Annotated in this window: 26 protein-coding genes and 4 pseudogenes; 18 read left to right on the forward strand and 12 right to left on the reverse strand. The window is 37.9% G+C overall.

Annotated features, from left to right (window positions below):
- Nucleotides 1-72: 72 nt before the first annotated feature.
- Nucleotides 73-873, forward strand: a complete 801-nt coding sequence (locus ACUN2T_RS08350; RefSeq protein ID WP_445497071.1) for a TonB family protein — start codon at nucleotides 73-75, stop codon at nucleotides 871-873.
- A 12-nt stretch (nucleotides 874-885) separates the two neighbouring features.
- On the opposite strand, the gene ACUN2T_RS08355 is transcribed toward ACUN2T_RS08350, so the two are convergent.
- Nucleotides 886-1,323: a GNAT family N-acetyltransferase gene (locus ACUN2T_RS08355; RefSeq protein WP_445497072.1), complete on the reverse strand. Its 438-nt coding sequence runs from the start codon at nucleotides 1,321-1,323 to the stop codon at nucleotides 886-888.
- 443 nt (nucleotides 1,324-1,766) lie between these two features.
- Between ACUN2T_RS08355 and ACUN2T_RS08360 the strand changes: the two genes are divergently transcribed.
- The gene (locus ACUN2T_RS08360) at nucleotides 1,767-3,704 is read left to right on the forward strand and encodes an autotransporter outer membrane beta-barrel domain-containing protein (RefSeq protein ID WP_445497073.1); all 1,938 of its coding nucleotides are present in this window, start codon (nucleotides 1,767-1,769) and stop codon (nucleotides 3,702-3,704) included.
- A 499-nt stretch (nucleotides 3,705-4,203) separates the two neighbouring features.
- Here ACUN2T_RS08360 and ACUN2T_RS08365 read toward each other — a convergent pair whose 3' ends face one another.
- A complete protein-coding gene (locus ACUN2T_RS08365; RefSeq protein WP_445497074.1) occupies nucleotides 4,204-4,479 on the reverse strand; it encodes a FaeA/PapI family transcriptional regulator in 276 nt (91 codons plus the stop codon).
- A gap of 1,774 nt (nucleotides 4,480-6,253) precedes the next feature.
- On the opposite strand from ACUN2T_RS08365, the gene ACUN2T_RS08370 reads away from it, so the two are divergent.
- From ACUN2T_RS08370 to ACUN2T_RS08400, 7 genes and pseudogenes are all read left to right on the forward strand, one after another.
- Nucleotides 6,254-6,745 carry a bactofilin family protein gene (locus ACUN2T_RS08370; RefSeq protein WP_445497075.1) on the forward strand — a complete coding sequence of 164 codons (492 nt, stop codon included), beginning with the start codon at nucleotides 6,254-6,256 and terminating at the stop codon, nucleotides 6,743-6,745.
- 216 nt (nucleotides 6,746-6,961) lie between these two features.
- The gene (locus ACUN2T_RS08375) at nucleotides 6,962-7,495 is read left to right on the forward strand and encodes a GNAT family N-acetyltransferase (protein ID WP_445497835.1); all 534 of its coding nucleotides are present in this window, start codon (nucleotides 6,962-6,964) and stop codon (nucleotides 7,493-7,495) included.
- Nucleotides 7,496-7,577: 82 nt separating this feature from the next.
- Entirely contained in the window at nucleotides 7,578-8,057 is a 480-nt protein-coding gene (locus ACUN2T_RS08380) for a YhfG family protein (protein WP_445497076.1), read from the forward strand.
- A 10-nt stretch (nucleotides 8,058-8,067) separates the two neighbouring features.
- A complete protein-coding gene (locus ACUN2T_RS08385) occupies nucleotides 8,068-8,652 on the forward strand; it encodes a putative adenosine monophosphate-protein transferase Fic (protein ID WP_445497077.1) in 585 nt (194 codons plus the stop codon).
- A 1,111-nt stretch (nucleotides 8,653-9,763) separates the two neighbouring features.
- The gene (locus ACUN2T_RS08390; protein ID WP_445497078.1) at nucleotides 9,764-10,147 is read left to right on the forward strand and encodes a hypothetical protein; all 384 of its coding nucleotides are present in this window, start codon (nucleotides 9,764-9,766) and stop codon (nucleotides 10,145-10,147) included.
- 358 nt (nucleotides 10,148-10,505) lie between these two features.
- Nucleotides 10,506-10,613, forward strand: a pseudogene (locus ACUN2T_RS08395) (IS5 family transposase); the annotation flags it as partial.
- A 186-nt stretch (nucleotides 10,614-10,799) separates the two neighbouring features.
- Nucleotides 10,800-11,501, forward strand: a complete 702-nt coding sequence (locus tag ACUN2T_RS08400; RefSeq protein WP_445497079.1) for a GIN domain-containing protein — start codon at nucleotides 10,800-10,802, stop codon at nucleotides 11,499-11,501.
- A 666-nt stretch (nucleotides 11,502-12,167) separates the two neighbouring features.
- Here the strand turns inward: ACUN2T_RS08400 and ACUN2T_RS08405 are convergent.
- The 3 genes and pseudogenes from ACUN2T_RS08405 to ACUN2T_RS08415 all read right to left on the reverse strand — a co-directional run.
- Nucleotides 12,168-12,296: pseudogene (locus ACUN2T_RS08405) on the reverse strand (IS701 family transposase); the annotation flags it as partial.
- Nucleotides 12,297-12,448: 152 nt separating this feature from the next.
- Complete coding sequence (locus tag ACUN2T_RS08410; RefSeq protein ID WP_445497080.1) at nucleotides 12,449-12,763, reverse strand: CcdB family protein; 315 nt, start codon at nucleotides 12,761-12,763, stop codon at nucleotides 12,449-12,451.
- Between the two features lie 2 nt (nucleotides 12,764-12,765).
- The gene (locus tag ACUN2T_RS08415) at nucleotides 12,766-13,002 is read right to left on the reverse strand and encodes a type II toxin-antitoxin system CcdA family antitoxin (RefSeq protein ID WP_445497081.1); all 237 of its coding nucleotides are present in this window, start codon (nucleotides 13,000-13,002) and stop codon (nucleotides 12,766-12,768) included.
- A 186-nt stretch (nucleotides 13,003-13,188) separates the two neighbouring features.
- Between ACUN2T_RS08415 and ACUN2T_RS08420 the strand changes: the two are divergent.
- Together ACUN2T_RS08420 and ACUN2T_RS08425 are read left to right on the forward strand one after the other, a co-directional pair.
- Nucleotides 13,189-13,937 (forward strand): annotated as a pseudogene (locus ACUN2T_RS08420) (IS3 family transposase).
- Nucleotides 13,938-14,702: 765 nt separating this feature from the next.
- The gene (locus ACUN2T_RS08425) at nucleotides 14,703-14,906 is read left to right on the forward strand and encodes a helix-turn-helix transcriptional regulator (RefSeq protein WP_145593948.1); all 204 of its coding nucleotides are present in this window, start codon (nucleotides 14,703-14,705) and stop codon (nucleotides 14,904-14,906) included.
- A 927-nt stretch (nucleotides 14,907-15,833) separates the two neighbouring features.
- On the opposite strand, the gene ACUN2T_RS08430 is transcribed toward ACUN2T_RS08425, so the two are convergent.
- The 5 genes and pseudogenes from ACUN2T_RS08430 to mobQ all read right to left on the reverse strand — a co-directional run bounded on the left by ACUN2T_RS08430 (nucleotide 15,834) and on the right by mobQ (nucleotide 19,543).
- Nucleotides 15,834-16,718: an IS982 family transposase gene (locus ACUN2T_RS08430; RefSeq protein ID WP_445494444.1), complete on the reverse strand. Its 885-nt coding sequence runs from the start codon at nucleotides 16,716-16,718 to the stop codon at nucleotides 15,834-15,836.
- A 91-nt stretch (nucleotides 16,719-16,809) separates the two neighbouring features.
- Nucleotides 16,810-17,187 (reverse strand): hypothetical protein, encoded by a 378-nt coding sequence (locus ACUN2T_RS08435; protein WP_445497082.1) that lies wholly within the window; start codon nucleotides 17,185-17,187, stop codon nucleotides 16,810-16,812.
- Between the two features lie 36 nt (nucleotides 17,188-17,223).
- A pseudogene (locus ACUN2T_RS08440) lies at nucleotides 17,224-17,871 on the reverse strand (DUF4755 domain-containing protein).
- A gap of 362 nt (nucleotides 17,872-18,233) precedes the next feature.
- Nucleotides 18,234-18,512, reverse strand: a complete 279-nt coding sequence (locus ACUN2T_RS08445) for a hypothetical protein (RefSeq protein WP_445497083.1) — start codon at nucleotides 18,510-18,512, stop codon at nucleotides 18,234-18,236.
- A complete protein-coding gene (mobQ, locus tag ACUN2T_RS08450; protein ID WP_445497084.1) occupies nucleotides 18,509-19,543 on the reverse strand; it encodes a MobQ family relaxase in 1,035 nt (344 codons plus the stop codon). The genes ACUN2T_RS08445 and mobQ overlap by 4 nt, the downstream gene beginning before the upstream one ends.
- A gap of 336 nt (nucleotides 19,544-19,879) precedes the next feature.
- Here mobQ and ACUN2T_RS08455 point away from each other — a divergent pair, with 336 nt between their 5' ends.
- The 7 genes from ACUN2T_RS08455 (at nucleotide 19,880) to ACUN2T_RS08485 (ending at nucleotide 23,443) form a co-directional block, all read left to right on the forward strand.
- The gene (locus ACUN2T_RS08455) at nucleotides 19,880-20,065 is read left to right on the forward strand and encodes a hypothetical protein (protein WP_445497085.1); all 186 of its coding nucleotides are present in this window, start codon (nucleotides 19,880-19,882) and stop codon (nucleotides 20,063-20,065) included.
- Nucleotides 20,062-20,397: a hypothetical protein gene (locus ACUN2T_RS08460; RefSeq protein ID WP_445497086.1), complete on the forward strand. Its 336-nt coding sequence runs from the start codon at nucleotides 20,062-20,064 to the stop codon at nucleotides 20,395-20,397. Before ACUN2T_RS08455 ends, ACUN2T_RS08460 begins: the two co-directional genes overlap by 4 nt.
- Nucleotides 20,387-20,560, forward strand: a complete 174-nt coding sequence (locus ACUN2T_RS08465) for a hypothetical protein (protein ID WP_445497087.1) — start codon at nucleotides 20,387-20,389, stop codon at nucleotides 20,558-20,560. The genes ACUN2T_RS08460 and ACUN2T_RS08465 overlap by 11 nt, the downstream gene beginning before the upstream one ends.
- A gap of 322 nt (nucleotides 20,561-20,882) precedes the next feature.
- A complete protein-coding gene (locus ACUN2T_RS08470) occupies nucleotides 20,883-21,293 on the forward strand; it encodes a hypothetical protein (protein WP_445497088.1) in 411 nt (136 codons plus the stop codon).
- 3 nt (nucleotides 21,294-21,296) lie between these two features.
- Entirely contained in the window at nucleotides 21,297-21,470 is a 174-nt protein-coding gene (locus ACUN2T_RS08475) for a hypothetical protein (protein ID WP_445497089.1), read from the forward strand.
- Between the two features lie 30 nt (nucleotides 21,471-21,500).
- Nucleotides 21,501-21,938: a hypothetical protein gene (locus tag ACUN2T_RS08480; protein ID WP_445497090.1), complete on the forward strand. Its 438-nt coding sequence runs from the start codon at nucleotides 21,501-21,503 to the stop codon at nucleotides 21,936-21,938.
- Nucleotides 21,939-22,240: 302 nt separating this feature from the next.
- On the forward strand, nucleotides 22,241-23,443 hold the full coding sequence (locus tag ACUN2T_RS08485) for an IS256 family transposase (RefSeq protein WP_445497091.1): 1,203 nt from the start codon (nucleotides 22,241-22,243) through the stop codon (nucleotides 23,441-23,443).
- Between the two features lie 100 nt (nucleotides 23,444-23,543).
- Here the strand turns inward: ACUN2T_RS08485 and ACUN2T_RS08490 are convergent, their stop codons facing one another.
- Together ACUN2T_RS08490 and ACUN2T_RS08495 are read right to left on the reverse strand one after the other, a co-directional pair.
- A complete protein-coding gene (locus tag ACUN2T_RS08490) occupies nucleotides 23,544-24,446 on the reverse strand; it encodes a DNA adenine methylase (protein ID WP_445497092.1) in 903 nt (300 codons plus the stop codon).
- Between the two features lie 2 nt (nucleotides 24,447-24,448).
- Entirely contained in the window at nucleotides 24,449-25,927 is a 1,479-nt protein-coding gene (locus ACUN2T_RS08495) for a hypothetical protein (protein ID WP_445497093.1), read from the reverse strand.
- Nucleotides 25,928-25,952 lie beyond the last annotated feature (25 nt).

Below are 25,952 nucleotides of genomic sequence, written 5' to 3' on the forward strand. Positions count from 1 at the left end.
CTTGACGGGAGATTATCCTACCTGTAAGAAGGTTAATCTCCGCAGATAACGAGCGGAAAGGTGGCTTGAATTATGATGAAAAATCGTATTTATATTGGCTTGTTTGCTTCTTTACTGTTACATGCAAGTGTCATCGTGATTATGGCATCTCATTTATTACGTGATGATAGCGCAAATAATCAATCAGTGAATTCGCCAATAATCAGTATCTCAATAGAAATGGTTGCTTCGGCGGTACCTGCTGGGCAGGAGCCGCCTACGAAGCAGGAACCTCTCCCGCCTCCGTTACCGCCCGAAGTGGTGGTAGCGGAATCGCCGCTTGAGGCGAAAATAGCGCTCAATAAGCCAGTGGACAGGCCACGGAAACGAGAACAGCGTAAACCGCCGGAAGAACATGCAGATGCCAAACCGAGGAGCAAGCCACAAAAAGAGCCAGTAAAAGATCTCCAGCCAAAACTGGCGGAGCATGGGCGTAAATCGGAAACGGAACAAGCAGCGGACAGTTCTCAGGTGGCCGGGAGAGATGTTGTGGATTCACAAGCTGGTGCCCGTCAGGCGACGACTCATCAACCAATGACGGGTTTGGGTTCTGATGATTTACAAGGCTATCAGTCTGCTTTACGTCGTGAAATTGAAAAACACAAACGCTATCCACGTCGGGCGAAGAAGATGAAACAACAGGGTATTGTTCAGGTAAGCTTTCGTTTACTGGACAGCGGCGATCTGACGAACCCTCAATTAGTGCGGAGTTCTGGCGCTGATGAATTGGATCGGGCTGCACTTGCGGCTATCCAGCAAGCCCGGTCTGTAGGGGTAAAACCGGCAGGCCTGCCGAGGGATCATACCTTAGCGATAGAGTTTAATTTGCATTGAGGAGATGACTCCTCATGCTTGTTTTCTCATGTGTAATAGCGGGAAAGAATTACCCTGACCGTCAGTTTCTGAGCGGTTGAAAACCTTAAACCCCTGATGCTGATAGAAACCCACTCCCTGAACATTTTGTTCATTAACATCCAGTTCATTGATACCTAATTCAGTAATACCAAAATTCAGGAGTGCTTTGCCGATACCTTTACCTCGGGCGTAAGGGGAGATAAACAGCATCTCAATCCGATTCTGATCAACACCCATAAAACCTTCAATTTCGTTTTTGTCATTTATCGCTTTATAAACAGTAAGCGTTGGCAGATAGGTATGAAGAATCAGTGGGCGAAATTCATTAATATTTTTGTCAGGAAGAAAATCATGGGTTGCTCGTACAGAAGCTTCCCAGATTTCGATCAGATTATTGAAATCTGTTTTTATTGCTGGTTGGATTCTCATATTTATTCTGCTTAATTTCTTATTTTAACCCGTCTTTTAAACTGATGATAAATTGGCTCTATCACATTTTTTGTGATGGATCGCTTCAGATGTTCATCAGATTCAGCCGTTATCTTAACCCGAATCTTCAATTGTTACAATTGTTGCTATTTTGTGATCTATTTCATGAATCGGAGGAGATGGTTGCGTTTATTTGGTCTAATATTACTTCTTATAGCTAGTTGAATTTTAAACGAATTGATTAGTTGAACTGTATGGTGACACTAAATTAAAAATGTAAAAAACAATGCAGTATATCTTCTCTTAATAACTATAATGAGGTATTGGTTAATCAGGGCAAGAATAGCGTCATATTTCATCAACGCAGGTTCTATTTGGATTGATCATTGCAATTGAACGGATAGTTCAATGATAAATATAAAATTATTTCTTGAGGATAGTTAATGAAACGGTCATTTATATTTGCACCAGGTATGTTGGCACTTTCAATAAGTGCAATTTCGAACGCACACGCTTATGACAACCTATATGTTTTTGGCGATAGCTTAAGCGATGGCGGAAATAATGGTCGATACACAGTAGATGGTATTAATGGTACTGAAAGTAAATTGTATAACGATTTTATCGCTCAACAATTAGGGATTGAGCTGGTCAACTCTAAGAAAGGGGGTACTAATTTCGCTGCCGGTGGCGCGACTGCTGTTGCCAGTTTAAATAATCAAGACAACACTCAGGATCAGGTAACTCGTTATTTGGCAAGTCACGGTGGATATGCTGATCCTAAAGGCATGTATGTTCATTGGATTGGTGGCAATGATGTTGATGCTGCATTACGAAACCCGGTTGATGCGCAAAAGATTATTACTGAGAGTGCGATGGCAGCTTCATCACAGGTACATGCGCTCCTCAAAGCGGGTGCTGGATTGGTGATCGTGCCTACGGTTCCTGATGTGGGCATGACTCCGAAGATTATGGAGTTTGTTATCTCTAAAGGGGGAGCGACTTCTGATGATATGGCTAAAATTCATGCAGCAGTTAATGAGTATCCCACAATTGATAAAGACACCCGTCTTCAAGTTATCCACGGTGTTTTCAAAAAGATCGGGTCTGAGGTTTCAAGGGGGGATGCTAAAAAAGCTGAGGAGGTCACTCAGAAGCTGATTGATGGTTATCAAGGATTAAGTAGTAACGCTTCAAATCTGGTTGACAGCTATAATCAATTAGAAGATATGGCCCTGAGCCAAGAAACTGGCAATATTGTTCGCGTTGATGTTAATGCCCTCTTACATGAAGTTATCGCTGATCCTCTACGCTATGGTTTTCTCAACACCATAGGTTACGCTTGCGCTCAGGGTGTTAATGCGGGTTCCTGTAGCTCTAAAGATACCGACTTTGATGCCAGCAAGCCCTTTTTATTCGCCGATAATTTTCATCCAACCTCGGCAGCTCATCATATCGTTAGTCAATACACTGTTTCAGTCCTCAATGCTCCGTATCGGGTTATGTTACTGACGAACGCCAACAATGTACCCGTCAAAGGGGCACTTGCTTCTCTTGACGGCCGTTTACAGCAGTTGCGTAATGTGGGTAACGAACAGGGTAAACTGGGTGTATTCGGTGGTTATAGTGGTAATCACAACCATACACTGACATTGGGTAGTGACTATCAGATCACGGATACTATTCTGTTGGGTGGCATGATCTCGCGTTATCAGGATAATTCTTCTCCAGCCGATAATTTCCACTATGATGGACGTGGCTATGTGCTCACCGCTTACGGCTTGTGGCGTTACTACGATAAAGGTTGGATTAGCGGCGATCTCCACTATTTGGACATGAAATATGAGGACATTACTCGTGGTATCGTGCTCAATGAGTGGTTACGTAAAGAAAATGCTTCGACTTCCGGCCATCAATGGGGCGGACGTATTACCGCAGGTTGGGATATTCCGCTAGCACCGACTGTCACCACCAGCCCGATTATTCAATACGCTTGGGATAAAAGTTATGTCAAAGGTTATCGTGAATCGGGTAATAACAGTACTTCCATGTATTTTGGTGAACAGCGCTATGACTCTCAGGTTGGCACGCTAGGCTGGCGTCTTGACACGAATTTCGGCTATTTTAACCCCTATGCCGAAGTTCGGTTCAACCACCAGTTTGGTGATAAGCGTTATCAGATCCGTAGTGCTATCAATTCAACCCAGACCTCTTTCGTTAGCGAAAGCCAAAAACAGGATACCCATTGGCGTGAATACATTATTGGTATGAATGCTGTTATTACAAAGGATTGGGGCGCTTTTGCATCAGTATCGCGCAATGACGGTGATGTTCAGAATCATACCTACTCTTTCAGTTTGGGTGTCAACGCCAGCTTTTAATTGTGCGTTGGTCGAAAAATTAATGATAATGCCCGATTAGTGATCGGGCATTTCCTGATCACTTGTCATTATCAATAAACTAATATTAAAACCTTACATTTTGGCGCGCTTATAAATATCTGGTCTATTTTTATCTATGTCAGTGATATATTCATATTTTTCCCAACGATGCAATTTTTCCATTCTGGTTTCCTCTGAGATTAAATAACATTAATTGGTTGTTACGTCTTTGTGATGACATTATTTTTCGAGATTCTTGTAATGAAGGAGTCATAAGTTAACAACTATAATTATAGCAAAAATAATCAGACGGATTATCCAGATGAAAATATATTTACCCTCGTTGGTGTCAGAATCAGTTGGAATGTGATGTATACAAAGTCTCTATTTGAACGAAATATATAGGGTTGTATGTTGTTTTTGTGAATTTAGCCTAATGATAGGCCCTGCTGTACAGAGCAGGTACCTATTTTTTCAGATTTTTTTGAAAGATAAATCGTTAGAAGGATTCAATTTTATCTTCTGATATATACCATCGAAGAGAATTCTTAACGGGAGACGGAGTTACCATAACTAGTCCTTTGTCAGCCAGTTTCAGTAGCAGATAACGGGCTTTGTAGATAGTGAAATCACATTGCTCTGCTACATCACGTGTGCTGGGCCATGATTCTGGTGGTGGAGCCATTTTCATTTCCCGAACGGTGCATAATTTGGATATGACATTAAGTACTTGATCCGTCTGGGAAGGTTGAGTCGAATCTTTCCGGTTTTCCATATTAACTCCAGGCTTTATCGAACCCAGTTAGATACCTTGAGTTACTTGGGGTAATCCAACGGCTAATTTCAACATATACGAACAATCAAAATGTTCGTTCATAAAGAATTGCTGGATATATCCTGTTTTGTCAAGGTTGGTTTTTGTACTATGTAGATTGATTATATCGAAAAATTAAAATTTTAGATCTTTTGATTTGATAAACAAACACAATAAAGAATTTTATTCTTATATAGATATAATTTGCGACACTATAGATCGCAAATTATAGTATTGAAATGTTATCTAAGTATTTTGTTGTGAAATTATTTGAATTTGTATTTTTTGTTTTTATTTGTTGAATTATTCTGTAATAATTTGAACGTCAATAAGGATATTGCTTACGTATAAATGTTTATGGATGAATTGTGTTTTCATTAACTTGCTTCTAATCATGATAAATCCAGTGGAGAGCCATCAATGACATCGTTTTTATTTTTCTGTGCTTAATGGATTTTTATCTGTCGTGAATTATCCGCGTTTTTCTAACAGTCATATCTATGTCAATGTATTTTGGTATCTCAACTATTTTAGTTAATAGATTCCATTCATAAAAAGTAAAAGATACTAATAATCACAAAATCATTCATTTAGAGAGTTACTCTGAAATTAAAGCTGATTTGTATTATGTGATTTTTCTGCATGTTATTAGATGCTTTTGTATTTTATTTTTATCAATATATTGAGGATTAGAAATGAAACTGAATAAAATTATGATGACAACCACAGTAATATTTGTCATTGCTATTGTCAGCGGCGCTATGATTGATGTATCGTATTTCATCAATTCGAACAATTTAGATCACACTGTAAGTCTTAGGAAAACGTCCAACTTATCGTTGAAAGGTGAGGGGAGCCAAATCCCTAAAAATACCAAAATTCGTTTGGAAAATTGCAGTTTGGAACCGGTGGTTCAGCGGTTATTGTCTCGGGTGACTTTAAAAGTGTTGCTGGTTTTACCCCGGATTATCAATAGGCCAGATAAGCCGCCAAAGTCATGCCAACGGGAGAAACTTTGTATGTTCAGATTAATGGTAAGTTTTATTTTTTAGTCGTTATTTTTTGATCAAGAACTCTGATCATGAGATAGAGAAAGTGAGTTATTTTTAAGAGTAACCTGGTATTTAAATTATCCTTCCTATAAATTCTTCATGTTCCATTTTTAGTTATTATCATATCAGTCTTATAAAACTTTCAGATCAATGTAAGGCCAATGAAAATACCGTATTTTCCTTTTTAAGATAGATTCTTGGTTTTTCACTATCAGATTATTTGTAAATAAAATTAAACATTAATAACGTGACTTTATTGTTGAACAATGTTATTAAATGGGGAATTAGGATTTATATTTTAATATTAATTTTTTCTTACTGATTGCTATCCAGGATCCTGATGGGATAAGCAGCAGGCAGCAAGAAGGAATAATAGCTTTAATCGTTTAATAGCGTTACAAATATCGGCTTACCTTCAGCATTGATTGCTATTTGTTCTGTTAAGATAGTGATTTGATTTGTATTTTCTAACAAAAAGAGTATGAAAAACAATAAGAACGTGAAAGAACATGGCAAAACATCGTTTTTCGAACAATATTTTTCTAAGCTGTATATGGGTCATGTGGAGCATTGCTCTGGGGCTCTATCTGGCGGGTAATCTGTTTAGCTGTACAGTGACAGCGATTCTATCTTTTTTGGCTTTAATATTTTGCTTTATTAACATGAGATCGAGATCAAAAACTATGTTTGGAAAAAAAACAGAGACAGTGGCTGTAGAACCCGTGTCTCAGGCTGGTGATGATAAAAAGAATGCCAGCGCAGAGGCCCGCCGTTGCACTATTGTTGCTAAAAGCTCAGTCTTTAAGGGCGATATTGATGTAGAAGGTGATATACAAATCTGGGGTAAAGTGATTGGGAATATCCGGGTGAAAGAGGGAGCAATCCGCATTATGCATGCCGGGCGGGTTGAAGGTGAACTTAATGCTCCAGAAATCATAATTGACGGTAATGTTGAAGGGACTTGTTGTGCAGCAACATTGGATATTCTTGAACATGGTGAATTGCGTGGTATCAGTCGCTGTGGCAGTATGTCTATCAAGCGTGGTGGTTTATTCTTTGGGCAATCAGAACAGATTGAAAATAATGCAAAATTAACATCTGAGCGTGTTGTACCCATAAAAGATACCAATAATGATAAATCCAAAGATAAGGTGACGGTAAAAACAAGTGCCTGATAAACCAGGCCCGTGTGATGTGTGATTCCGATGGTTTCCGGCACGGGCCACTTCCCTTTTGATTTTTAAATTACGTTGTTTTATTCCTCTTTAGTTTTATTCACTATAGCAATTTATCTGTTTAATTGTTTTAATTCTCCTGGTTGAAGTATGCGCTTTTCGTACATATAGGCATTTTGCTTGACTGCTGATATAGCTGATATTAAGGAAAATATGATGGTGACACTGGAAACAGAGAGATTAATAATGCGCACCTGGAAAGAGGAAGATAGGGCACCGTTCTTTCATTTGAATAGCAATGCAGACGTTATGGAATACTTTCCTGCCACCTTGACGGTTGAACAAAGCAATGCAATGGTGGATAGAATTATCCAGAGATTTGAACAGCAGAATGGTTGGGGATTTTGGGCCGTGGAACTGAAAGAGACGGGGAATTTTATTGGTTTTGTCGGTTTGAATATTCCTGTAGCAGAATTGCCGTTTTCACCTTGTACTGAAATTGGGTGGCGTCTTGATAAACCATTTTGGGGTAAAGGTTATGCCAGTGAAGCTGCATGCAAGGCACGGGATTTTGCTTTCACTGAATTAAAACTTGAGGAGATAGTTGCATTTACGACAGTTTCCAATTTGCGATCTCAAAAAGTTATGGAGAGGCTTGGAATGGTGAAAGATGAAAATACTTTCTTGCACCCTTTATTACCGGATGGGCATCCGCTTCATGAGCATGTGCTTTACAGAATTCGCCAGTAATAACTCTATATTCTCTTTTCTGGTTTTAGCGACCTTGGTGTTTTATACTGCTATTGCATATATAGGTATTTTGGGAATTCAAATGAAATATGAATTAGTTGTTATGGCGGCTTTAATTAAATTAGAACATCCCAACACGCGTTCAATTGTGGAAGCGACAGGGATATCTGAGCGTAAAGTGCAACAGGTTTTGCAAATACTGCAACAAGATTTAGAGGTAAAGATTAACCGTATAAGAAACGGCAAGGCCCGCTATTTCGAAGTTATTTCTTGGGGAATATTTGAAAGTGGTCAGGCGATTAACTGTAAATTAAGCGAAGTGGATTTGGTCAAGTTTAAATATTCCCGCCAGCATGAGAAAGACATCAGAAACCAAAAGAATAAAAGAACAATAATGACAACTTATAATGAAAAAAAACATTATTTCGATCGAATAAAACTAAAAAACTACAGAGATAGTATGCGCCTTGAAGGAATGAATGTTGTGATGAACAGCTTGCCTGAAACCCAAAAAGGGCAAGAAAATCTGAGAGATAAATTAATCAGAAAATACAGTGTATAGTGAGGTAATTATGGTGGATAAATATGGAGCTGGGCAAGATCCCTATACATATCTTGATACAGACACTCTTATTAATAAATTGGGTATTCATGATTCAATTGTTCTTGAACAGGCAGAAAGAGAACTTACTGAACTTGCTATATTGAATATTTCATTTCAGGAACCACCTTACGATTTAGCCTTTTGGTGCTACCTTCATAAACAGATATTTTCTGATTTGTATGACTGGGCTGGTCAGTTGAGAACCATTGATATATCAAAAGGTAATACTCGTTTTTGTCATGCTAAACGTATTGAAACGGAAGGAAGTAAGATATTTAATATGTTAGGCCGTGAAAATTTTTTCATAGGATTAAATCATTATAAACTCATTAAAAGGCTCGCTGAGTATTATGCGGAATTAAATGCGATTCATCCTTTTAGAGAGGGTAACGGAAGAACACAACGTCTTTTATTTGAATATATAGTTATAAACTGTGGATATAATATCTCCTTTGAGTCTGTGGATGCTAAACAATGGATTGAGGCGAACATTTCCGCTTATCAATGTAATTATCAGCCATTAATGAAAATTTTTGGCAATTGTGTTTCTTAAGTTATATAAGATGGAGATGATATAATAGTTAATAAGTTTATGGCATCCTATTATTTAAGACTTTTAGCTATTTCAACTATTATTTATAGGCAGGAAAATAGTTTTAATTGTGAACTTATATTAGGTATCAGAGAATAGGTATTATAAATGAATTTTTCGTCTGAGATAACTCGTTGTGGGTTATTTATCTGAGCTGTTATGAATGTAATTTAGCCCGACAATCTTGGAAATTAATTCACCCAGTTAAGTTGAATTAATTTTATTTAGTGTGAGAGGCTAGTTAAACTAACTAAATTCTCCTGTATTTTTCCTAGCATTTTTTGATAAGATTTTCTGTTGTTTCTGGTCAGATTGACAAATATCTTTCTGTATTACAGTAAAGTGACAAGAAAAAAATCATCCTTATCACTTTATTTATTAAATATTTTATTGTTAATTGAATTAGAGACAAATTGTTGCCCACAAAGGACTAAGAAGAGTCAGTGCACATATTTCTGCACATTTACCCAGAGAGTGTTTGACTTGAAAACATATATTTGCAGACGCAAAGTTAGGTGTAAAAGAAGTAATACTCAATACTAAAAGACAGGCTGATAACTTTTTCATGGTTGGTACCTCATCAGGTGTTGATTGGAGTCATATAATTTATCTGAGTTACTAATTATCGTCCAATAATTAATATTGAGTTAATTTTGTGCTATTATTTTTGCTGTTTGTTGAAAATTTGTTGAAGTTACCAAGTTTTTAATTTATTTTTTTTAATTAAATCAAATATATATTGTTGAGCCAGAGATATCTCTATTAACTCAAATTATTGGTCTGTACAATCCACAGATCCAAACTATTTAAGTGGGTGAAACGATAATCCACATAAGAAATCAATCTGATATTTTTATTCACTTATAGGAATGGTTGTTAATAATAAGGAATCAGTACAGACTTTCTACTATAACATTATATTTAATAACGTTATGTTTTATATGGTTTTGATTGTGTAATGATATATCGAATCTCGCTTATAACCACTAAAATAATAATAAAAACTTGTTATTGGCATCATCACATTCATAAAAAAGATATCACTCTAATGAACTCAAGATAGGAGATGAAAATGAAAAAAAGCTTACCCTATATTACCTTAATGGCTGGATTGATCGCTACGTCAGTTATAGCAGAGAAGCTTCCTGAGAAAGGTAAGGTTGCTGCATTACAGTTTAACTCATGTGCGCAAGGTTACATTGCCCAAATCTATGTAACAGGTGCAACAGGAAGTTGGGGTATTCAAGTGGCCCCAGAAACTTATCCAAGTAAGACGACACATTTTGTATCTGATGATTTAGTCACTGTAGATAAAGACGCAGGAAAAGCTTTGTTTTCTCTTGCATTAACCGCATTTGAAACACAAAAACGGGTTAATATTATTAACTTCAATGATGTGATTAAAGATTGCTCTCTACCGAATTCAGAATTCAATCATATTGTTGTATTTAGGTAAAACCGAATGATTCTTTTAAGGTGATGGGTTATTAAAAACAATCGAATAAATCGTGAATAAGCCGGAATTGATTCCGGTTTAATTTTGACAATGAGATATTGAAATTTATCGGTGACGTAAAAGGAATAAGATAAACGTAAAGAAAATAAATAGAACCGCAATTCAACAAAAGGCTTCGATATTTTTTAGTTGATTTTTCATGTATGGCATTATTTGTATATGAAAACATTACTGATTAGGATTACTGAGAAAATGAATGTAATAGTATTATCCTCTCATTGGTTTCTATGCAGGAACAAGATGATAGCCCGTTACGACATTCCTGATGATGCTTGGATATTGATAGAACCTTGGTTGCCTCCTGTCCATTCTGGATGAAAAAGGCCTCCTTGACTGGCCTGAAATTTGTTTGGATGGCAGCAAAATCCACTTGGCAACCGACGGAAGGGGCGTTTCACGCAATATTTATTGATGACATTGATAATATTTATCATGTTGATTTTTGGCAAAAATCATCGACTCCCCAAAAAACTTATTCTAAAGTAGATAAACTTGAGAGTTTCTATGATCTTTGTTAAAAAATTTATAGTGACTCAAGTAAGTTATTTCCTATCTTAAATGAAATCAATCACTATTAAGGAGTTTTCACAATATGAATTATTTACATTTGAAAGGTAAGAAGTCTACATTCAAAATAACAGCACTCATTTCGTTGCTTGTATCATCATTTATCAACATAGCTCAAGCATCTGATATGGAAAAACGCATTGAGATAGCACAATTTAATAATATAACATTGGCAAAGGGTCTTGATGTAACCATTATATGCAAAGATACTCTCCCTTATGTTATTGCTAATGGTTCACGAAAAGTCCTGGACAAATTGCAGGTGGATGTTCATCAGAAAAAATTATCCATAATGGGTACCGCTAAAGATTATGACTCATGGGATTTTGCAGACAATAAAGCTACCCTAAAGATTTATACTAATACTCCCATTGAAACCATCAGGATGATGCTTGGTGTTAAATTTACTGCTGATGCCTGCGCTATTTCTAAAAAAGAATTAAATGTAGACGGTAGTATGGGCGCTAGTTTTGTTATTAGTGGACAAACGGAAAAACTCAACGCAGAACTTTCTATGGGAACCACATTCAACAGTGATATCGATACATTTAAAGTCGATACCGCCAATGTGAGTATGACGATGGGTGCGGAAGCTAACTTATGTAATGCAAAGGTAATTAACGGCAGTGTGTCAATGGGCGGAATTGTTTATATTGGTTCACATACAATTGACAATATCAACGCGACAATGGGCGCGATAGTAAAAACGCGTAATTGTAAACTATAAAGAACACACAGTTGTTGGAGAGCATGAAAAAACCGTGGGGGAATCATTTAAATGCTCTCCGCATCAGAATTAGTGAGCGAGCCGGAGTACGGTACGGTGTAGTGGTCAACTAATTCCGGACAGTAAGTTAGTGATGTGACACAATAATTTTGGTCACCGTAATAGAAGTGATATTCTCACTTCAACAATAATTTAGGAAAGTGATTTTCTCCGTGCCCCATACGGACTTCTTACCAGATGAGGTGCACTATGAAAAAACCATCCCAAAAGTCTTAATCTCTGCCTGTTATTCATCCTCACTCCGGCCGGTATTAATATCGCCGCAAGCTTTCATGTTGTCGCGATTGCGCCTGATAAGACCGATGAACCGGTGAAAACATTTAAGGCCTTTACGTCGGATTTACATAAGATGGCAACATGGTTAGTCAATCAGGGTATTATGACCGTCGCGATGGAATAGACAGGCGTATACTGGGTTCCGGTCTATGAAATTCTTGAAGCGTATGGGTTTGAAGTGGTTCTTTCGAACGCACGGGAGATTCGCTCTGTACCCGGACGAAAAACCGATGTGAATGATGCACAGTGGATCCAACGCTTGCATGCCTGTGGGTTGTTAAAAGCCCGCTTTTGGTCAATTTTGTTAGTGGTCGAGTCGAGAAGTGATGTGGCATCCGCATCCCAATCGGCGCGTTCCAGTAAATACTGAATGTCATCAGGTGAGTTTTCGGTCAGCCATTCCGCCAGTTGCCAGCTATTTTTACGTTCAACATCACTGAGTAATCCCCAGAGATTGGCAGGCGATTGCATAAAGCACCTCCCCTTATTTTAAGGAAAAGAAGAGGGACCATAGATTTTACGCTCTCCTGAAATAAAAAAGCGGCCAACTTTCATGGCTGGCGATCCAATATGTTTTTCAGTACTGACGGGGAAATGAGGCAAAAATTGCTTTAAATACCGTCAAAGAGGAAATCGAGTGCCGCTTTTATCTGATTACGGTATGGCGAAGCGTTGCAAAATTCAGCACCTAAAGCATGAATAGATATACTGGCTAGTTCGTGAGTCATCACAGCATATTCTCTATCGTCTATCAACCTGATAAGGGGGATCATGCGAACAGGGCGATGGCTGTCAGGATATTTTTCAATTGGTAGTAATGGGATCACAATTCGGCGGTTTAATTGCCCGATAATATCGCTCGTGACGTCCAGCAACAGGGGATAAACAATGCTTTTCCCAGTATTACGGTAAACGGTGAATTGCATTGTTAAAATGTCCTATATTCATCACTGAAACAGCCGTGTTCATCATGGAAACGGTTTAACGCCTCCAGAGCTTCTCTATGCTCTTCCTGCCATTTCCGCGCCTCATGATGGCGCAATTCCGCATCTAAAGCGGCGGTCAATGTAGCGCTAAAATTAATACCCGCTTCACGTGCTCGGTTCAGTAACCCTCGTTCTACCGTCATTGTGACGCTCTGTGTATTACGTTGTCTTGCTGTCATGATTTATCTCCTACATTGAGTGTACGTGTAGTTTACACGTATATATACACGAATTATAGTTCTGAATGTCGGTTTTTTCAGCTTGTTCAGCAAGACACTGAAACACGGTAAGTTCTGTAGTGGTCTAATAAAACCGGACCCCCATTTAGGTGGTAAGATTACCACGTTAGCTAAAAGAGGTGTTCAATGACAAGACAACGTCGTACGTTTTCTACAGAGTTTAAGCGTGATGCTGCTAGTTTGGTACTTGACCAAGAACGAGGCGGTGTGACACCGAAGGCTAAAGCCCTGACGCCAGAGCAGCAGCGCATTCAAGAGCTGGAGGCCAGAGTTAATCGGTTAGAACGGGAGAAAGCTATATTAAAAAAGGCTACCGCTCTCTTGATGTCGGACGAACTCGTAATAGACCCGTTAAGAGAGCACGAAGCGGTGGAATGAGTCTGTGACGCGTTTGATGTTGCCACCCGCAGTTATGACGAACACAAACATTGCCACAGGCTGATTAATGTTGAACGGTTAGAGCAGCGCAGTAAAATCAAAGCGTTATTTAAAGCAAGCCGTCACTCAGCGGGCAGCAGAACTTTACTGGGCATGATGCATGCTCTGGGGTATCAAATGGGGCGTTTCAAGGTCAGAAGCCTGATGAAAGAAGCCGGGATAGTCAGCAAGCAGCCTGGTCCACACCGTTACGCATGACGCAAAGTATGAGCCGTCGTGGCAATTGCTGGGATAGTGCCTCAATGGCAAGGTTGTTCAGAAGCTTGAAATCAGAATGGGTGCCTGTAACCGGTTATATGACCAGAGCAGAAGCCCGGCGGGATATAAGTTTTTACCTGATGGATTATTACAACTGGAGCCGGCCACATCAGTTCAACGAGGGTGTGCCACCAGCAAAAGCTGAGGTTCTATCTAATTTACTGTCCAAAATTAGTTGACCACTACAGTTCCACCTCGGAGCTGTTTTTGGTGTGCACCAAAACTTTGCTCCTGGAACAGGCTTCTCGCCAATTTCTTATCCAGAATTCGGGTTAAGTAGTTTCAGTGATGAACCAGAGGGAATGCGGTGGTGCAGGTAGTGTCCATTGATGCCCATAAAAATAAAATGAGTGGACGCAAAGTGGACATTGGGCAAACAAAAAGGGCTACACCTTAGTGTAACCCCTTGATTTGCTGGCGTCCCTGTAATTACATGGATAATAAATTGATTTTTATCATTATTTTGTTATTGTTTTTAATTGAGGGTTCAATAAAGGGACCAAAGAAACACTATGAGCAAAGTCGTCTCGTTTTTCAGCGTTAAAATCATCGATTGCGCTGATGCCGAGGAGTTGAACTCACGACAAGCATCAAAATCTATTAGGGTCAGAGATAACATATTTAACGCTCATTGGTAAATCTTACACCTACCCAAACCTTTTTTTAGCCTGAAGCAAGATGAATAGCAGATGATAGTGCAGAATTTAAACGCAACGAAATTAACTGAATGATAAATAACACAATATTAAATAACTTCAAATAGAACGAAAAAATAGCACTTTTTGCAAAGATGCTTCAAAGCCCACGGCAATTGGCTTTTGCTACTCCCATCTCTAATCTGCCTAAAAATCCCCCGCCTCTTGATCAATTCGTGCTTTTTGAACGTTGATCGTCATAAGCGATCTGAAGATACTACCTCCATCAAAACAACAATGGAGAAATGTATGACAAAAGCAAAAAGATTTATCCGTTTACCTGAAGTGCTGGAAAGAACCGGATTTTGTAAAGCTTGGATTTATCGATTGATCAGTCGTGGTGAATTCCCTGCGCCTATAAAAACAGGTGATCGAGCAATCAGGTTCGTAGAAAGTGAAATAGATGCATGGATTGATGAAAAGATTTATTTCTCAAGAAATAAAGCAGCCTGAATATTATTACATGTTTTTTTATTTATTCCTGATGTATTAGTCATTAAAAGTAGAAAACCTCTCAGAGTCGCGTACAGAGCGTTTTAGAGCTACATATGAAAAATATCATTTATTTAAAGTAAAAGACTGGATTTTGATCTGGTCTTTTTTATCTAATAGTGTTTTCAAAATATTTTTGATTTTATCTATTGACTGATATTATATATAGACTTATATAATATAAAGATACAGAAAATTAAAAACTCTTCGCCGACTTTTAACTCATGTTAAATACCACTTCCAGAAGATTTTAATCTTTAATAAAGCAATAACGCTAATCCTGTGTATCGGGTATAAGAATGAAGGTTCCTCAAGTGTTTGGCGATTCTTATGTTATTGTGGCAGTGCCGGATGACGCGTAGCTGCCAACCTGAATCGCACAATCTAAAAAATTTACAGACGGTAGTCTAGACTCTTTAGTAAAACGAGAGTTGTTTGAAAGTTTTATGATTTGTGTTTGCGCGGGTCGTGGGGGAAGTATCAGGATGGAAACGTTCTGAATATTTTCAAGGCGCAATGAGCATCTCCTATCTCTCTCTATTTTAGCCTTTTTGGTGTGGGGGGTAGGGGGGGATGCTTAAAGAAAAACTATTTCCTCCTTCGGAGGAAAACTACTACGGCTGAAAGCCGTCCCGCTAAAACACAAACCCCAAAACCTTAAAACCAAAAACTTTTAAATTAATTGATTAGTACTGCTAGTACAAATTTTTTTAAATAAAAATAAAGGTGAAATCCCAGATGAAAAAATATAAAAAAGTAAGGTGCCATTTCATGAGGCACTAATAGAAGTATAAGTAATGTAAGATCATGGATAAAATAAAAAAGAAGTCGGATTACGCCAACTTCTTTTTATTGATAAAATAGTATTGGATTTAAATTAATCTAACCTCAGCTTCGTTTAAAGATAGCGATCTCATTATCCCGTAGATTCAAGCTCGGTTTTTTAGGCTGGAATGTATAAGCAATAAGACCGGCAGCAACTTCTAACAAAAAACCGAGCTGACTGCGATGCCTTGAATGTTCTATCTGAGAAATATTTTTGAGCTGGTCGACGACCGTTTCTATCAAAAATCGCCGTCTTAACATCAACCTATCCCAGAGAGATAATGCTTTGGCTTTCATGTTACTCCGGACATTGGTGATTAACGTGACACCTTCCGCTTCTAACTCATCGCATAAAGCCTGGGACAAATACCCTTTATCCCCATACAAACAGCCTGTGAGTCCTTTTGTCAACGCGCTGACTGGCTGACGATCATCCTGGTTTCCTGCGGTGAGTTTCACGGCTAACAATTCACCGCAATCATTGATAACCAAATGAAGTTTAAAGCCATAAAACCAGCCTGTGCTCGTTTTACCTCGTTGTGCCATCCCTTCAAATACGCGATGACGAGGAATACGACGATTGTGACAAACAGCAATTTTGGTGGAATCAATAAAAGCAATTCCTTGAGTTTGTGCCTTACGTGATGAAAGAAAAGCGCATAAAGGAATAAGCGCCCTTTTTTTCAGGGTGAGGATACGCGTATAGCTGACTAATCCGGGGAAATCGGCTGTAAGATATTGTTTTACATGTTCAATATAAAATGTTTTAAAATCACGATAATGACTCATATGAAATAAAATGAGGATCATCATGACTTCACTGAGAGAAAGAGATGCCTCCCGGTGTCGTTTACGTAATCCATGTTCAATGAGTTGTTGATGCCAGAGAGGAATAAATTTTTGGCAAAAGTCATCGACGCAGCAGTAAAGTTCTTCTAAATTAACCATGCCTGAGGGTCTCCACGATTTTGTTTTCTTTAGCAAAAACTTTGATCGTGCCTCAGGCACTTTAGTTCCCTTCCCTTAAGCGAAGCTCAGGTTAATCTAACAACCCGCGAGAAGCTTTACTTGCCGTTTGTCTAAAAGTATATCGTTCAACAACATCACCTTTAAACCAGATCTCAAGATCTTTCATGTGCGCTGTGCTGCTATTCTTCAATAATGCTAATCCCGGTATGTAATTTGAAATCTGAGATTCACCAGACATAACGGAATACCCCCACATTTCTTTACCATCATTAGTTTCTTTAGTCTGAGGCTCCCCATAAACACGAAGAATATCTTGTTGAGTAGTTTTACCCTTGATAATCTTAGAGGCTATATTCTGCTGTGTTTCGTCTTTAATGGATTTGTTTCCATAAACGGTACAACTCGCCAAAGGAAGAATAATAAATGCTGCCGCAATCAATTTTTTCATATCAACTCCAAAGATAAATAATAAAACACAATAAAGTTATAAAACGTATTTATTGAAAATGAGAAGCCAGCGATCGCAGATTTCCTGATTAGTCGATGATGTTTTGTTTTTCATTGGTAGATTGATTTTCAATGAAGGATTTTTTATATCATCTGTCAGTATAAAAATACCGGAACGCTGATTAGCTAGGCTGTGTCCCTCAATTGTCTGCACAGTGGAAAACCATGCAGTTTTCTCGGTGATTGATAGCAAAAATGCAGATTAATGGTTCAAAAAATGAACGAGATTGACGTTTTCTCTTCACCTTCAGCCAGTCCAAATGAATTGCGGGACACAGCCTAACATTTGTTCATTACTGTTAGCTCCAGCGGACTTTATCATAGAGTTTAGATTATTACCTGTGTTATAAACTTTTCCGGCTTCGGATAGCGTATAATTTATTTCCCTGATATTGTCGTATTTGAAAGTGCTGTCCTTATCTGTATTGAAAATACGTACTGTGTGTTTTTTAGTATCAATGACTACACCGGTGTTTTGGCATTCATATGAGAGAACATCACCATCTAATATCTCTGTGTAAGTATTGAGATACCTTCTTTTTTTAGGGCCAAAGTAAAAAAGTTGGCAGAGAATCAGAATAAAAATCACTGTCCAAAAAAGAAAAATCATGTTTTCTGTTTTCATATAATTTCATTCCCCATAGAGCGATAGTTTTCAGCTTAATCATGAAGATACCGAGGTGAGTAGCCCGGCCTCCCACGCCATGAGCATACCATGAGTGAAACGGCTCTCAAGTAAAATGATCGGTATAATAGATCAATTATAGTTTTTTGATAGATTTTATCGATTAAATTGCTTTTATCGATCGGTATTTTAATTGTTATAAACGATCGATAATTTATTTTTGATAGATTTTAACTATCATTTTTTGGGTTTCGATCGACATAAACGATATGATGACAGGTGAAAATAAATCAATTCTATCAATTGTTTAAAAACAATCTAATGCTGAATCATTCATTACGTATAAAAAGTGAGCAAAATACTTAGTGCGGTATTGGTCTGTTTCTTCTGCTCTCATATGCTTCACGTTCTTCATTAAATCTCTGTTCAGTGAATGATATTGATTGTTTAGCTGTATGAAACTTATTTTTAAACTCACTTTTTGACTGTGTTTTGTTATCTTGAGAAAGTTCAGGAACGGCAGCGCCACCCATTAGATAAGCTTTTTTCTTCGCTGCTGCTTCTTTATTTTCTAAATCCTCTAACTCTTCTTTTTGTGCTTCTGTTAAGTGTAGGTTTTTATCTGTTTTCTCATCAGTCAAATTAATATTTGATGTTGAACCCGTAGCTGCTGCTGAACTGCTTTTATTATTATTTTTAGCATCTTTAATAGTGTGAACTTTGATTTCATTATCAGCATTAAGATTTGCTTTATCTTCTTTATTGGGTTTAGATTGAAGATATTCACCAATCGTGCCGATTTTATTTTTTTGTTGTTTTCATTGCCTCCCTGTGTAGCATCTGGCAAAGATGCGGCAGGGGAGGAAGCTGGAGCCAGCGGCGAGGGCTTAAACTGTTTCTGTTCAATGTGGTTAAGTGCTTTGGTCTCTTGTGATACTTTCACTTCTTGGTGCGCGTCAAAGCGTTTTTGTCGCTCTGGATTGCGGCTATGGCCTCTATGGATAGTCGGCGATCTGTCTAAGCTGATAGCCTGCGCCTCTTGCTCAATTGTACGGAGAAGGAAGGGGATTGCGTCCAGCTCTGTTTTCTGGTCTTTCAGTGAACGATGATCAATACGCACATCGATGCCAGCCCTTTGCAGATGTTCGTTCGTTGTGTCTGCCCATCCCTTGCGCCATTGTTCTAACTGATCTTTATCATTCCATTTTCTTTCTTTTTGACCGAACCCCGCGCCGTCAGGAGTAAGGCGGCGAGTAGTTAACATTACGTGAAAATGCGGGTTGTCGCTATCGAGTTTGTGGAAAGCTATATCAGCAATCATTCCATTTTTAACGAAGTTTTCATTACAAAAATCTATTGCCAGTGCCTTTTTTTGTTCATCACTCATTTCAGAAGGAAGAGCAATATTAAACTCTCGTGCTAACTGCGCGTCTTTTCTTTTTTCGCTTTTTTCTATAGCGTTCCATAAATATTCTGCTTTCAAAAATCTTTGATCTGCATCGTCAGGGATTAATATCACACTATCTGAAACTCCCTTTTTTTTGCTGTAGTCATGGATCTCTCCCGTGTGCTCATCTGTTAACTTTTCGCCGTGGCGATAAGCCGCCGCAGCTACGCTGCTATGGCCTTTGCTGCGTGTTATTGTTTGAGCATTCATATGAAATATTGCCATTGTTTTTACCTCTTTATCTGAAAGCACATATATTTAAATAAAAAGCAAAAATATATTTGCTTTTTTCAAAATCGATTAAGTAATATGAGTATGAAGCGAATATTACTTTTTGTTTTCTGCGTTAATAAATCCCCCTAAAAGGGGGCGAACACATTCGAAGAATGTATAAGTGCGCTATTGTAGTTTTTAGCAAAACTCAAATAGCCGCTGCACGTAAGCCTTTTGTCTATAAAATCGCGCTCTGAAAATAAAAATATATATATCGCGCTTTACTTAAATAAATATGTATATTACTTAATATATAACATAAATCACAAAAAATAAAAGAGGTGGAACATGAATGATATTGATAAAAAAATAGAAGTGGCAGCGTCTGATCTTGTTAAGTTGATTATTCAAAAACTACAGGATGAAAATACAGATATTGTTTATAGGACAAGCTTATTTATAACTTACAATCTTCTTTCTCATGATAATGATTTTACTGTTGTTTATGACACGTTAGGGGGAGATCTGGAATGATTGGAAATTATAACAATGATTACGACTATTACGATAATGAGTATTTAAATGATGACACTGTGGAAGTTTCTTTGAGTTGTGAAGATGATGAATATAGAGAGGATTATTTAAAAGAAAAAGAGCTTGAAAAAAAATCTGTTTTACAGAATATGATTGAGTATAAAAACGAAAGCACATTGTTCGGACATCTATATGAGATGTCCGGTGTGATCGGGTTTTCATTATTGTTATTAGTAGGGTTTATTTTAACTTTGCCGATTTTATTGATCTGTGGATTGATTGCGTTTTTTTTTACGATAAAAGAAAAGAGAGGTTTTAAAAATGGCGTTTAATATTGAGAAATATAATAAAGTGAAAAAAGAGCTTGAACAAAAAGCAAGCTTACTAAATAGACTGGAGCAAGAAATGAAAGCTGAAAAAAGAAAAGAAGATACAGCACGTAAAATAAAACTTGGCGCTGAGTTAATAAGAATAGTTAGAGAAAATAGCAAATAAGTATCTGACGAGTTAGATTTTACTAATGATTTATCGCTATTGGTCGGGGCTTTAACTAGGCTGTGTCCCGCAATTCATTTGGACTGGCTGAAGGTGAAGAGAAAACGTCAATCTCGTTCATTTTTTGAACCATTAATCTGCATTTTTGCTATCAATCACCGAGAAAACTGCATGGTTTTCCACTGTGCAGACAATTGAGGGACACAGCCTAATCATATGGTGTTAAAAAGAATATACGATCAGCGCGAGTTTTTGAGAGCGGAAGGAGATAAGAGGCTTAACGGATGGAAGCTAAAAAACAATAAAAAAAGGAGTAAAACGGATGAATAACATAAGACCTAACCTGAACACTCTACACGAGGGAACGGCGGATATGATGAACCGCTTGAACTTCTATGATACGTCTTTTGCTTGTTTACATTTTTTAATGATAGATTTTGATAATGATATGCAAGAAATGAAAAGGAAAAAATATTTTCATCCTCTTATGCTTCTGAATAAACACGATAGATCGAGTATTGATTTAGAAATACGAAATATTATTAGAATATCACTCGCTAGCAAAATGTTAGATATTGAAAGCGAAAAACTTTTGGGTGCTGATTTATATTTTGAAAAACAAGATGAGTTGGATATTTGCGAGGACGCAAGAATAATAGCTTATGTATTTAAAGATTTTGTTAAACAACGTATAGATGCGGCCATAAAAACCATTGAAGAAAATAAGGAGTAAAATATGGGGTCGTTGTGGGGTTTTGTTGTTGTTGCTTTTTTTGTTGCTCTTATTTCTGCGGTTGTATCTTGCTGTTTCGTTGCTGCGAAAGAGTCGGCAAACGTAAGCATACAGAACGCTAAAAAATATAATATCGCACTAATAAAGGAGCAACATAGAAGGAAGGGGGGCGGTTAATATATGTATTATTTAATATGTGGAGTTTTCATGATTATATTTTTTATTTCTTGTATACTTTCCGTAATATATGCCGCTGAGATCTACCAGTGGCAACATTACAATATGTATAAATTTAAGCATTGGTTAAAGAACGGAAGAAGGAAAAAAGATCATGAAGAAGAGAGAATAAAAAAGGAAGCGAAAAAAATGACTACAGATAATATATTAAGGCTTCTACGAAAATATAAAATAGATTTTGATGCTAATGAGTTAGTGAAAGAAAGTTTTAACATTAAACTGAAATACTATAAACTTATATTGGCCGAAAAGGAAAGGTTGAAAGAAAACAAAATGTTGGATGAGGAGCTAAAACAAAAAATAAAAATAGAGGCTGATACATTTGACGCTGAAAAGTTTCAAAAAGAAGCTGATGATCGTTATAAATTATTCATGGAACTCCGCAATCACTCCAATAAGACTAAATGACAACTCCAATATTTAGGACGTCAAGAAGAATGGCGGGGGTTCCCTTTTAAGGGTTCCGCTATTGTTCTTGATGACGCATAGATTAAAAAACATTTGTATGGGTGGGTGGTTCACGTAGTGAGACATTCCACCTGTTAAGCTATATTAGGTGGGCTTACATGAAAAAGCACACACTGAGATTTGATAGTTGGTTCTGAGTAAAGGGAGGATCTAACTTTATAGTATATTAATTAATGGGGGAAAAAGGGGAGTGTTAGAAATTCTGTGTCATTCCAGTAATATATCTCAAAAAGGAATGATACATGACTCAATCTTTCGATTTCGACAAAGCCCTGAAAGCGCTTCAGGAGGGTCAGGCACTGACCGGTAAGAATGGCATCCTGACCCCATTGATTAAGCAGCTTACTGAAGCCGCTCTGGCTGCCGAACTTGACTCCTATCTGGCTAATGACCTTGAGACTAACCGGAAGAATGGTTCCACCAAAAAGACCATCAAAGCCCCGACCGGTAACTTTGAACTGGCTACACCACGGGATCGTAATGGGACTTTTGAGCCCCAACGGGTTAAGAAGCACCAGACCACGTTATCAGACGAGATAGAGCGGAAGATTATCCGCCTGTTTGCCCTCGGGATGAGCTACACCGATATCAGCCGGGAAATTGAAGACCTGTACGCCTTCAGCGTCCCTAGCGCCACCATCAGCGCTGTGACAGACAAGGTCATTCCCGAGTTAAAACAGTGGCAGCAGCGCCCGCTGGAAGCCATTTATCCCTTTATCTGGCTGGACGCCATCCATTACAAAATCCGTGAGGAGGGTCGTTACGTGAGTAAGGCTGTCTATACCGTACTGGCGCTCAATCTTGAGGGAAAAAAGGAAGTCCTTGGGTTGTATCTGTCTGAAAACGAAGGCGCAAACTTCTGGCTATCCGTGCTGACAGACCTGCAAAACCGCGGACTGAAAGATATTCTCATCGCCTGCGTTGATGGCCTGACAGGCTTCCCGGAAGCGATCAACAGCATATACCCGCAAACGGAGGTGCAGCTGTGCGTCATTCACCAGATCCGTAACTCCATCAAATACGTAGCTTCAAAGCACCACAAAGCCTTCATGGCTGATCTGAAACCCGTGTATCGTGCGGTCTCAAAAGACGCAGCAGAAAGCGCGCTGGACGAACTGGATGCGAAATGGAGTCAACAGTATCCGGTAGTCATCCAGAGCTGGCGTCGTAAGTGGGGTAACCTGTCGGGTTATTTCCGCTATCCGGCGGGCATCCGCAAGGTGATTTACACAACCAATGCCATCGAGTCAGTCCACCGTCAGTTCAGGAAACTGACAAAAACGAAAGGGGCGTTCCCGAACGAAAACAGTCTGATGAAACTGCTTTATCTGGGGCTTCTCAATGCACAGGAAAAATGGACAATGCCAATACAGAGCTGGAATCTAACGCTGTCGCAACTCTATATTTACTTTGAAGGGCGTTTGGATAATGTGATAACGTTGTAACCGCTAAATTAACGTGACACAGAATTCTGAACGCCCTCGAAAAAAGGGCCGAAACGCCCTTTTAACAACATATGTTATAACATGTTCATAGTGCTTTAAATCAAATACGTGCTTCAAATACTTGTGGATTATTCTTCAATGCATGAGAAATATAGTTTAAGCCAGAATCTCTGGGAATGACCATATCATCTGAAAAAATGAAAACTTCGTTTCCTTTATATACTTTAGCTACATTGTATTGAAGCTGATAGAGGAATTTTTTCCTGTTTTTATAATAGCTGAGTATGTTTTCAACACCATCATATGAAACAATCCATTTGATATTATCGATTGTTTGTATTGTATTAGCTATTCGTTCATGGTCTTCTGGCTTATAATAATTAAGATATAGGCCACTTGCTTTATCAAAGTAAGGTGGATCACAATACATAAAAGTATCTTCGGGAAAGGCTATAACATTTTCAGCAAAAAAATCCTCTGCATCTTTATTATAAACAAAAACACTATCTTTTTTTGATGCAATTAACTCTATACGATTTATTAGCTCTGAATGTGGAAATCTTGCATCAATTTTCCATTTACCTTCTTGTGATAATCCACCAATAACACCGCCAGTTAATACTCCTGAACGATTAGTTCTATTTAAATAAAAGGTCGAAAAACCAACATCAAAAATACTATGCTCTGATGGATGACGTACTACTTCACGATGCTTTTTCCATTCATCAATATTTAATAATGACTTAGATATCTGATTACAGAATTTTTCCGTATTGTTTAATATTGAATGCCAAAATGCATAGATATGATAAGATGAGTCATTGAGATGGACATTTTTCACATGTCCATCAATGAGAAGCTGCATTGCAACACCGGCTCCACCTGCATACGGTTCAACGTATTGACAGCCTTCCATTCCGTTCGCAATAATTAGTTCCAAAACAAAAGGGGTTAGTTTTTGTTTCCCGCCGGGGTATCTTAATGGTGTTCTATATTTAGCCATAATTAGTTATTCATTTTTTGAATTAGTGGGAAAATGCATACAAAAAGACCCGGAATATCATTACTACGGATAACAAAGTTTGGATTATGCACTAGCTGGTTCATCGAGGTTATTGACAATAAACCATCTTGGCGCGTTATTTCTGTTAATGGGCCATGTAATAATTTTACCATTTGTTTGTCAGTTTTGTTTTGAGTTAAATAACTTACAATGTCTCTTAATACATCGGCTAGGTTTCTGTCGCTACCATCTGCTTTAACATATTTTGGAGAGCCTTGGGGTGAACTTATGTCATCACAATACGCCTTAGCAGATATTTCAATCATACATCTTAGAAGAAAAATAAATGCGATGGGATGTTCCTCAGGCTTTAATTTTTCCATTTCTTTTCTAATATCGAATAGTTTTGATCTATTTGGTCCAAATAGTTTCAGGCTACGCAATAATTTTCTTACTGTTTTTATATCGTTTGTTGAGGTGGCTGATTTTTTTGTAGACGAAGAACCATTATTAGCTGCAGAAGTATTGCTATTTGGCGTTGAGCTATTCGCAGCGGTTCCATTTGTTCCAGAACCACCTGAACTATTCTGTGATGAATTGTTTGCGGATGAGTTATTAGTCCCTGTAGGACCATTTGGGGTAGTTGAGGATGTATTATTTGAGTTGCTATTGGTCGTGTTTTTTTTCGTATTCAGTGGTGGAAACCCGTACCGTATTAAGAAATCACTGGATGTACGAATATCAGGAAACTTCAATTCCTCTAAACCAATAGCATAGATAACTGATTCTAATTCTTTTTTATATTTTATGTTTGGATAGTTTAGTGCTAGATCCATAACTGAAGTGCAGTCAACTCTCTCATATATTTTGGGGAGCGCTTCATTTAAAACAGATAGGTTATATTTTCCTGACCATCTTAGCTTTTGTTCAGTTGAATAGTTTTGACCATGTTCAAGGTATTTCTCAAGCAGTGTTAAACCATACTCAGGGGCTGAATTTACTTGCTGGTTATGTCTCGCTCGAGCAACGGTTTCCCAGTCATCACGTCCAGCTTTTTGACCTTTACCATGAGTAAGGGTAACGATTTTATCGACTAAATCTGCCTCATTTGTATCATAAATTGTGCATGGGATCATTTCATTTTGAACTCGCCATGTATTCGGCAACACATTTATTCTATTTTCTATTTCTGATGGCAAGTCAAAATTATTCTTATCTATATATCCATGTATTATTTTAAGTGAAGCGATGCGACGATTTCCCTCTTTTACAAAATATATGTTATTTTCGCGAAGTATGATAATGTTTTCTGTCGGAAGGTATCCATCATCAAGTAAGCTATTCATTAGCCCCCAAAAATAATCGGGACTGATAGTAATCATAGCTTTGATGGCATCAATTTCATTATCTTGGGCGACTGTTCGAAAATTTTTGAGATCTAAAACTAGCTCTTTTACTTTCAATTGTTGTGTAGTAGCCATAAAACTTCCGTATTCAAATAGTGAG

The organism is Photorhabdus machadonis, from assembly GCF_052657765.1.

Excerpts from the sequence above, each read along its gene's own strand:
- ACUN2T_RS08350 (WP_445497071.1), top strand. The coding sequence starts at position 73 with ATGATGAAAAATCGTATTTATATTGGCTTGTTTGCTTCTTTACTGTTA.
- ACUN2T_RS08355 (WP_445497072.1), bottom strand. The coding sequence starts at position 1,323 with ATGAGAATCCAACCAGCAATAAAAACAGATTTCAATAATCTGATCGAA.
- ACUN2T_RS08360 (WP_445497073.1), top strand. The coding sequence starts at position 1,767 with ATGAAACGGTCATTTATATTTGCACCAGGTATGTTGGCACTTTCAATA.
- ACUN2T_RS08365 (WP_445497074.1), bottom strand. The coding sequence starts at position 4,479 with ATGGAAAACCGGAAAGATTCGACTCAACCTTCCCAGACGGATCAAGTA.
- ACUN2T_RS08370 (WP_445497075.1), top strand. The coding sequence starts at position 6,254 with ATGTTTGGAAAAAAAACAGAGACAGTGGCTGTAGAACCCGTGTCTCAG.
- ACUN2T_RS08375 (WP_445497835.1), top strand. The coding sequence starts at position 6,962 with ATGGTGACACTGGAAACAGAGAGATTAATAATGCGCACCTGGAAAGAG.
- ACUN2T_RS08380 (WP_445497076.1), top strand. The coding sequence starts at position 7,578 with ATGAAATATGAATTAGTTGTTATGGCGGCTTTAATTAAATTAGAACAT.
- ACUN2T_RS08385 (WP_445497077.1), top strand. The coding sequence starts at position 8,068 with ATGGTGGATAAATATGGAGCTGGGCAAGATCCCTATACATATCTTGAT.
- ACUN2T_RS08390 (WP_445497078.1), top strand. The coding sequence starts at position 9,764 with ATGAAAAAAAGCTTACCCTATATTACCTTAATGGCTGGATTGATCGCT.
- ACUN2T_RS08400 (WP_445497079.1), top strand. The coding sequence starts at position 10,800 with ATGAATTATTTACATTTGAAAGGTAAGAAGTCTACATTCAAAATAACA.
- ACUN2T_RS08410 (WP_445497080.1), bottom strand. The coding sequence starts at position 12,763 with ATGCAATTCACCGTTTACCGTAATACTGGGAAAAGCATTGTTTATCCC.
- ACUN2T_RS08415 (WP_445497081.1), bottom strand. The coding sequence starts at position 13,002 with ATGACAGCAAGACAACGTAATACACAGAGCGTCACAATGACGGTAGAA.
- ACUN2T_RS08425 (WP_145593948.1), top strand. The coding sequence starts at position 14,703 with ATGACAAAAGCAAAAAGATTTATCCGTTTACCTGAAGTGCTGGAAAGA.
- ACUN2T_RS08430 (WP_445494444.1), bottom strand. The coding sequence starts at position 16,718 with ATGGTTAATTTAGAAGAACTTTACTGCTGCGTCGATGACTTTTGCCAA.
- ACUN2T_RS08435 (WP_445497082.1), bottom strand. The coding sequence starts at position 17,187 with ATGAAAAAATTGATTGCGGCAGCATTTATTATTCTTCCTTTGGCGAGT.
- mobQ (WP_445497084.1), bottom strand. The coding sequence starts at position 19,543 with ATGGCAATATTTCATATGAATGCTCAAACAATAACACGCAGCAAAGGC.
- ACUN2T_RS08455 (WP_445497085.1), top strand. The coding sequence starts at position 19,880 with ATGAATGATATTGATAAAAAAATAGAAGTGGCAGCGTCTGATCTTGTT.
- ACUN2T_RS08460 (WP_445497086.1), top strand. The coding sequence starts at position 20,062 with ATGATTGGAAATTATAACAATGATTACGACTATTACGATAATGAGTAT.
- ACUN2T_RS08465 (WP_445497087.1), top strand. The coding sequence starts at position 20,387 with ATGGCGTTTAATATTGAGAAATATAATAAAGTGAAAAAAGAGCTTGAA.
- ACUN2T_RS08470 (WP_445497088.1), top strand. The coding sequence starts at position 20,883 with ATGAATAACATAAGACCTAACCTGAACACTCTACACGAGGGAACGGCG.
- ACUN2T_RS08475 (WP_445497089.1), top strand. The coding sequence starts at position 21,297 with ATGGGGTCGTTGTGGGGTTTTGTTGTTGTTGCTTTTTTTGTTGCTCTT.
- ACUN2T_RS08480 (WP_445497090.1), top strand. The coding sequence starts at position 21,501 with ATGATTATATTTTTTATTTCTTGTATACTTTCCGTAATATATGCCGCT.
- ACUN2T_RS08485 (WP_445497091.1), top strand. The coding sequence starts at position 22,241 with ATGACTCAATCTTTCGATTTCGACAAAGCCCTGAAAGCGCTTCAGGAG.
- ACUN2T_RS08490 (WP_445497092.1), bottom strand. The coding sequence starts at position 24,446 with ATGGCTAAATATAGAACACCATTAAGATACCCCGGCGGGAAACAAAAA.
- ACUN2T_RS08495 (WP_445497093.1), bottom strand. The coding sequence starts at position 25,927 with ATGGCTACTACACAACAATTGAAAGTAAAAGAGCTAGTTTTAGATCTC.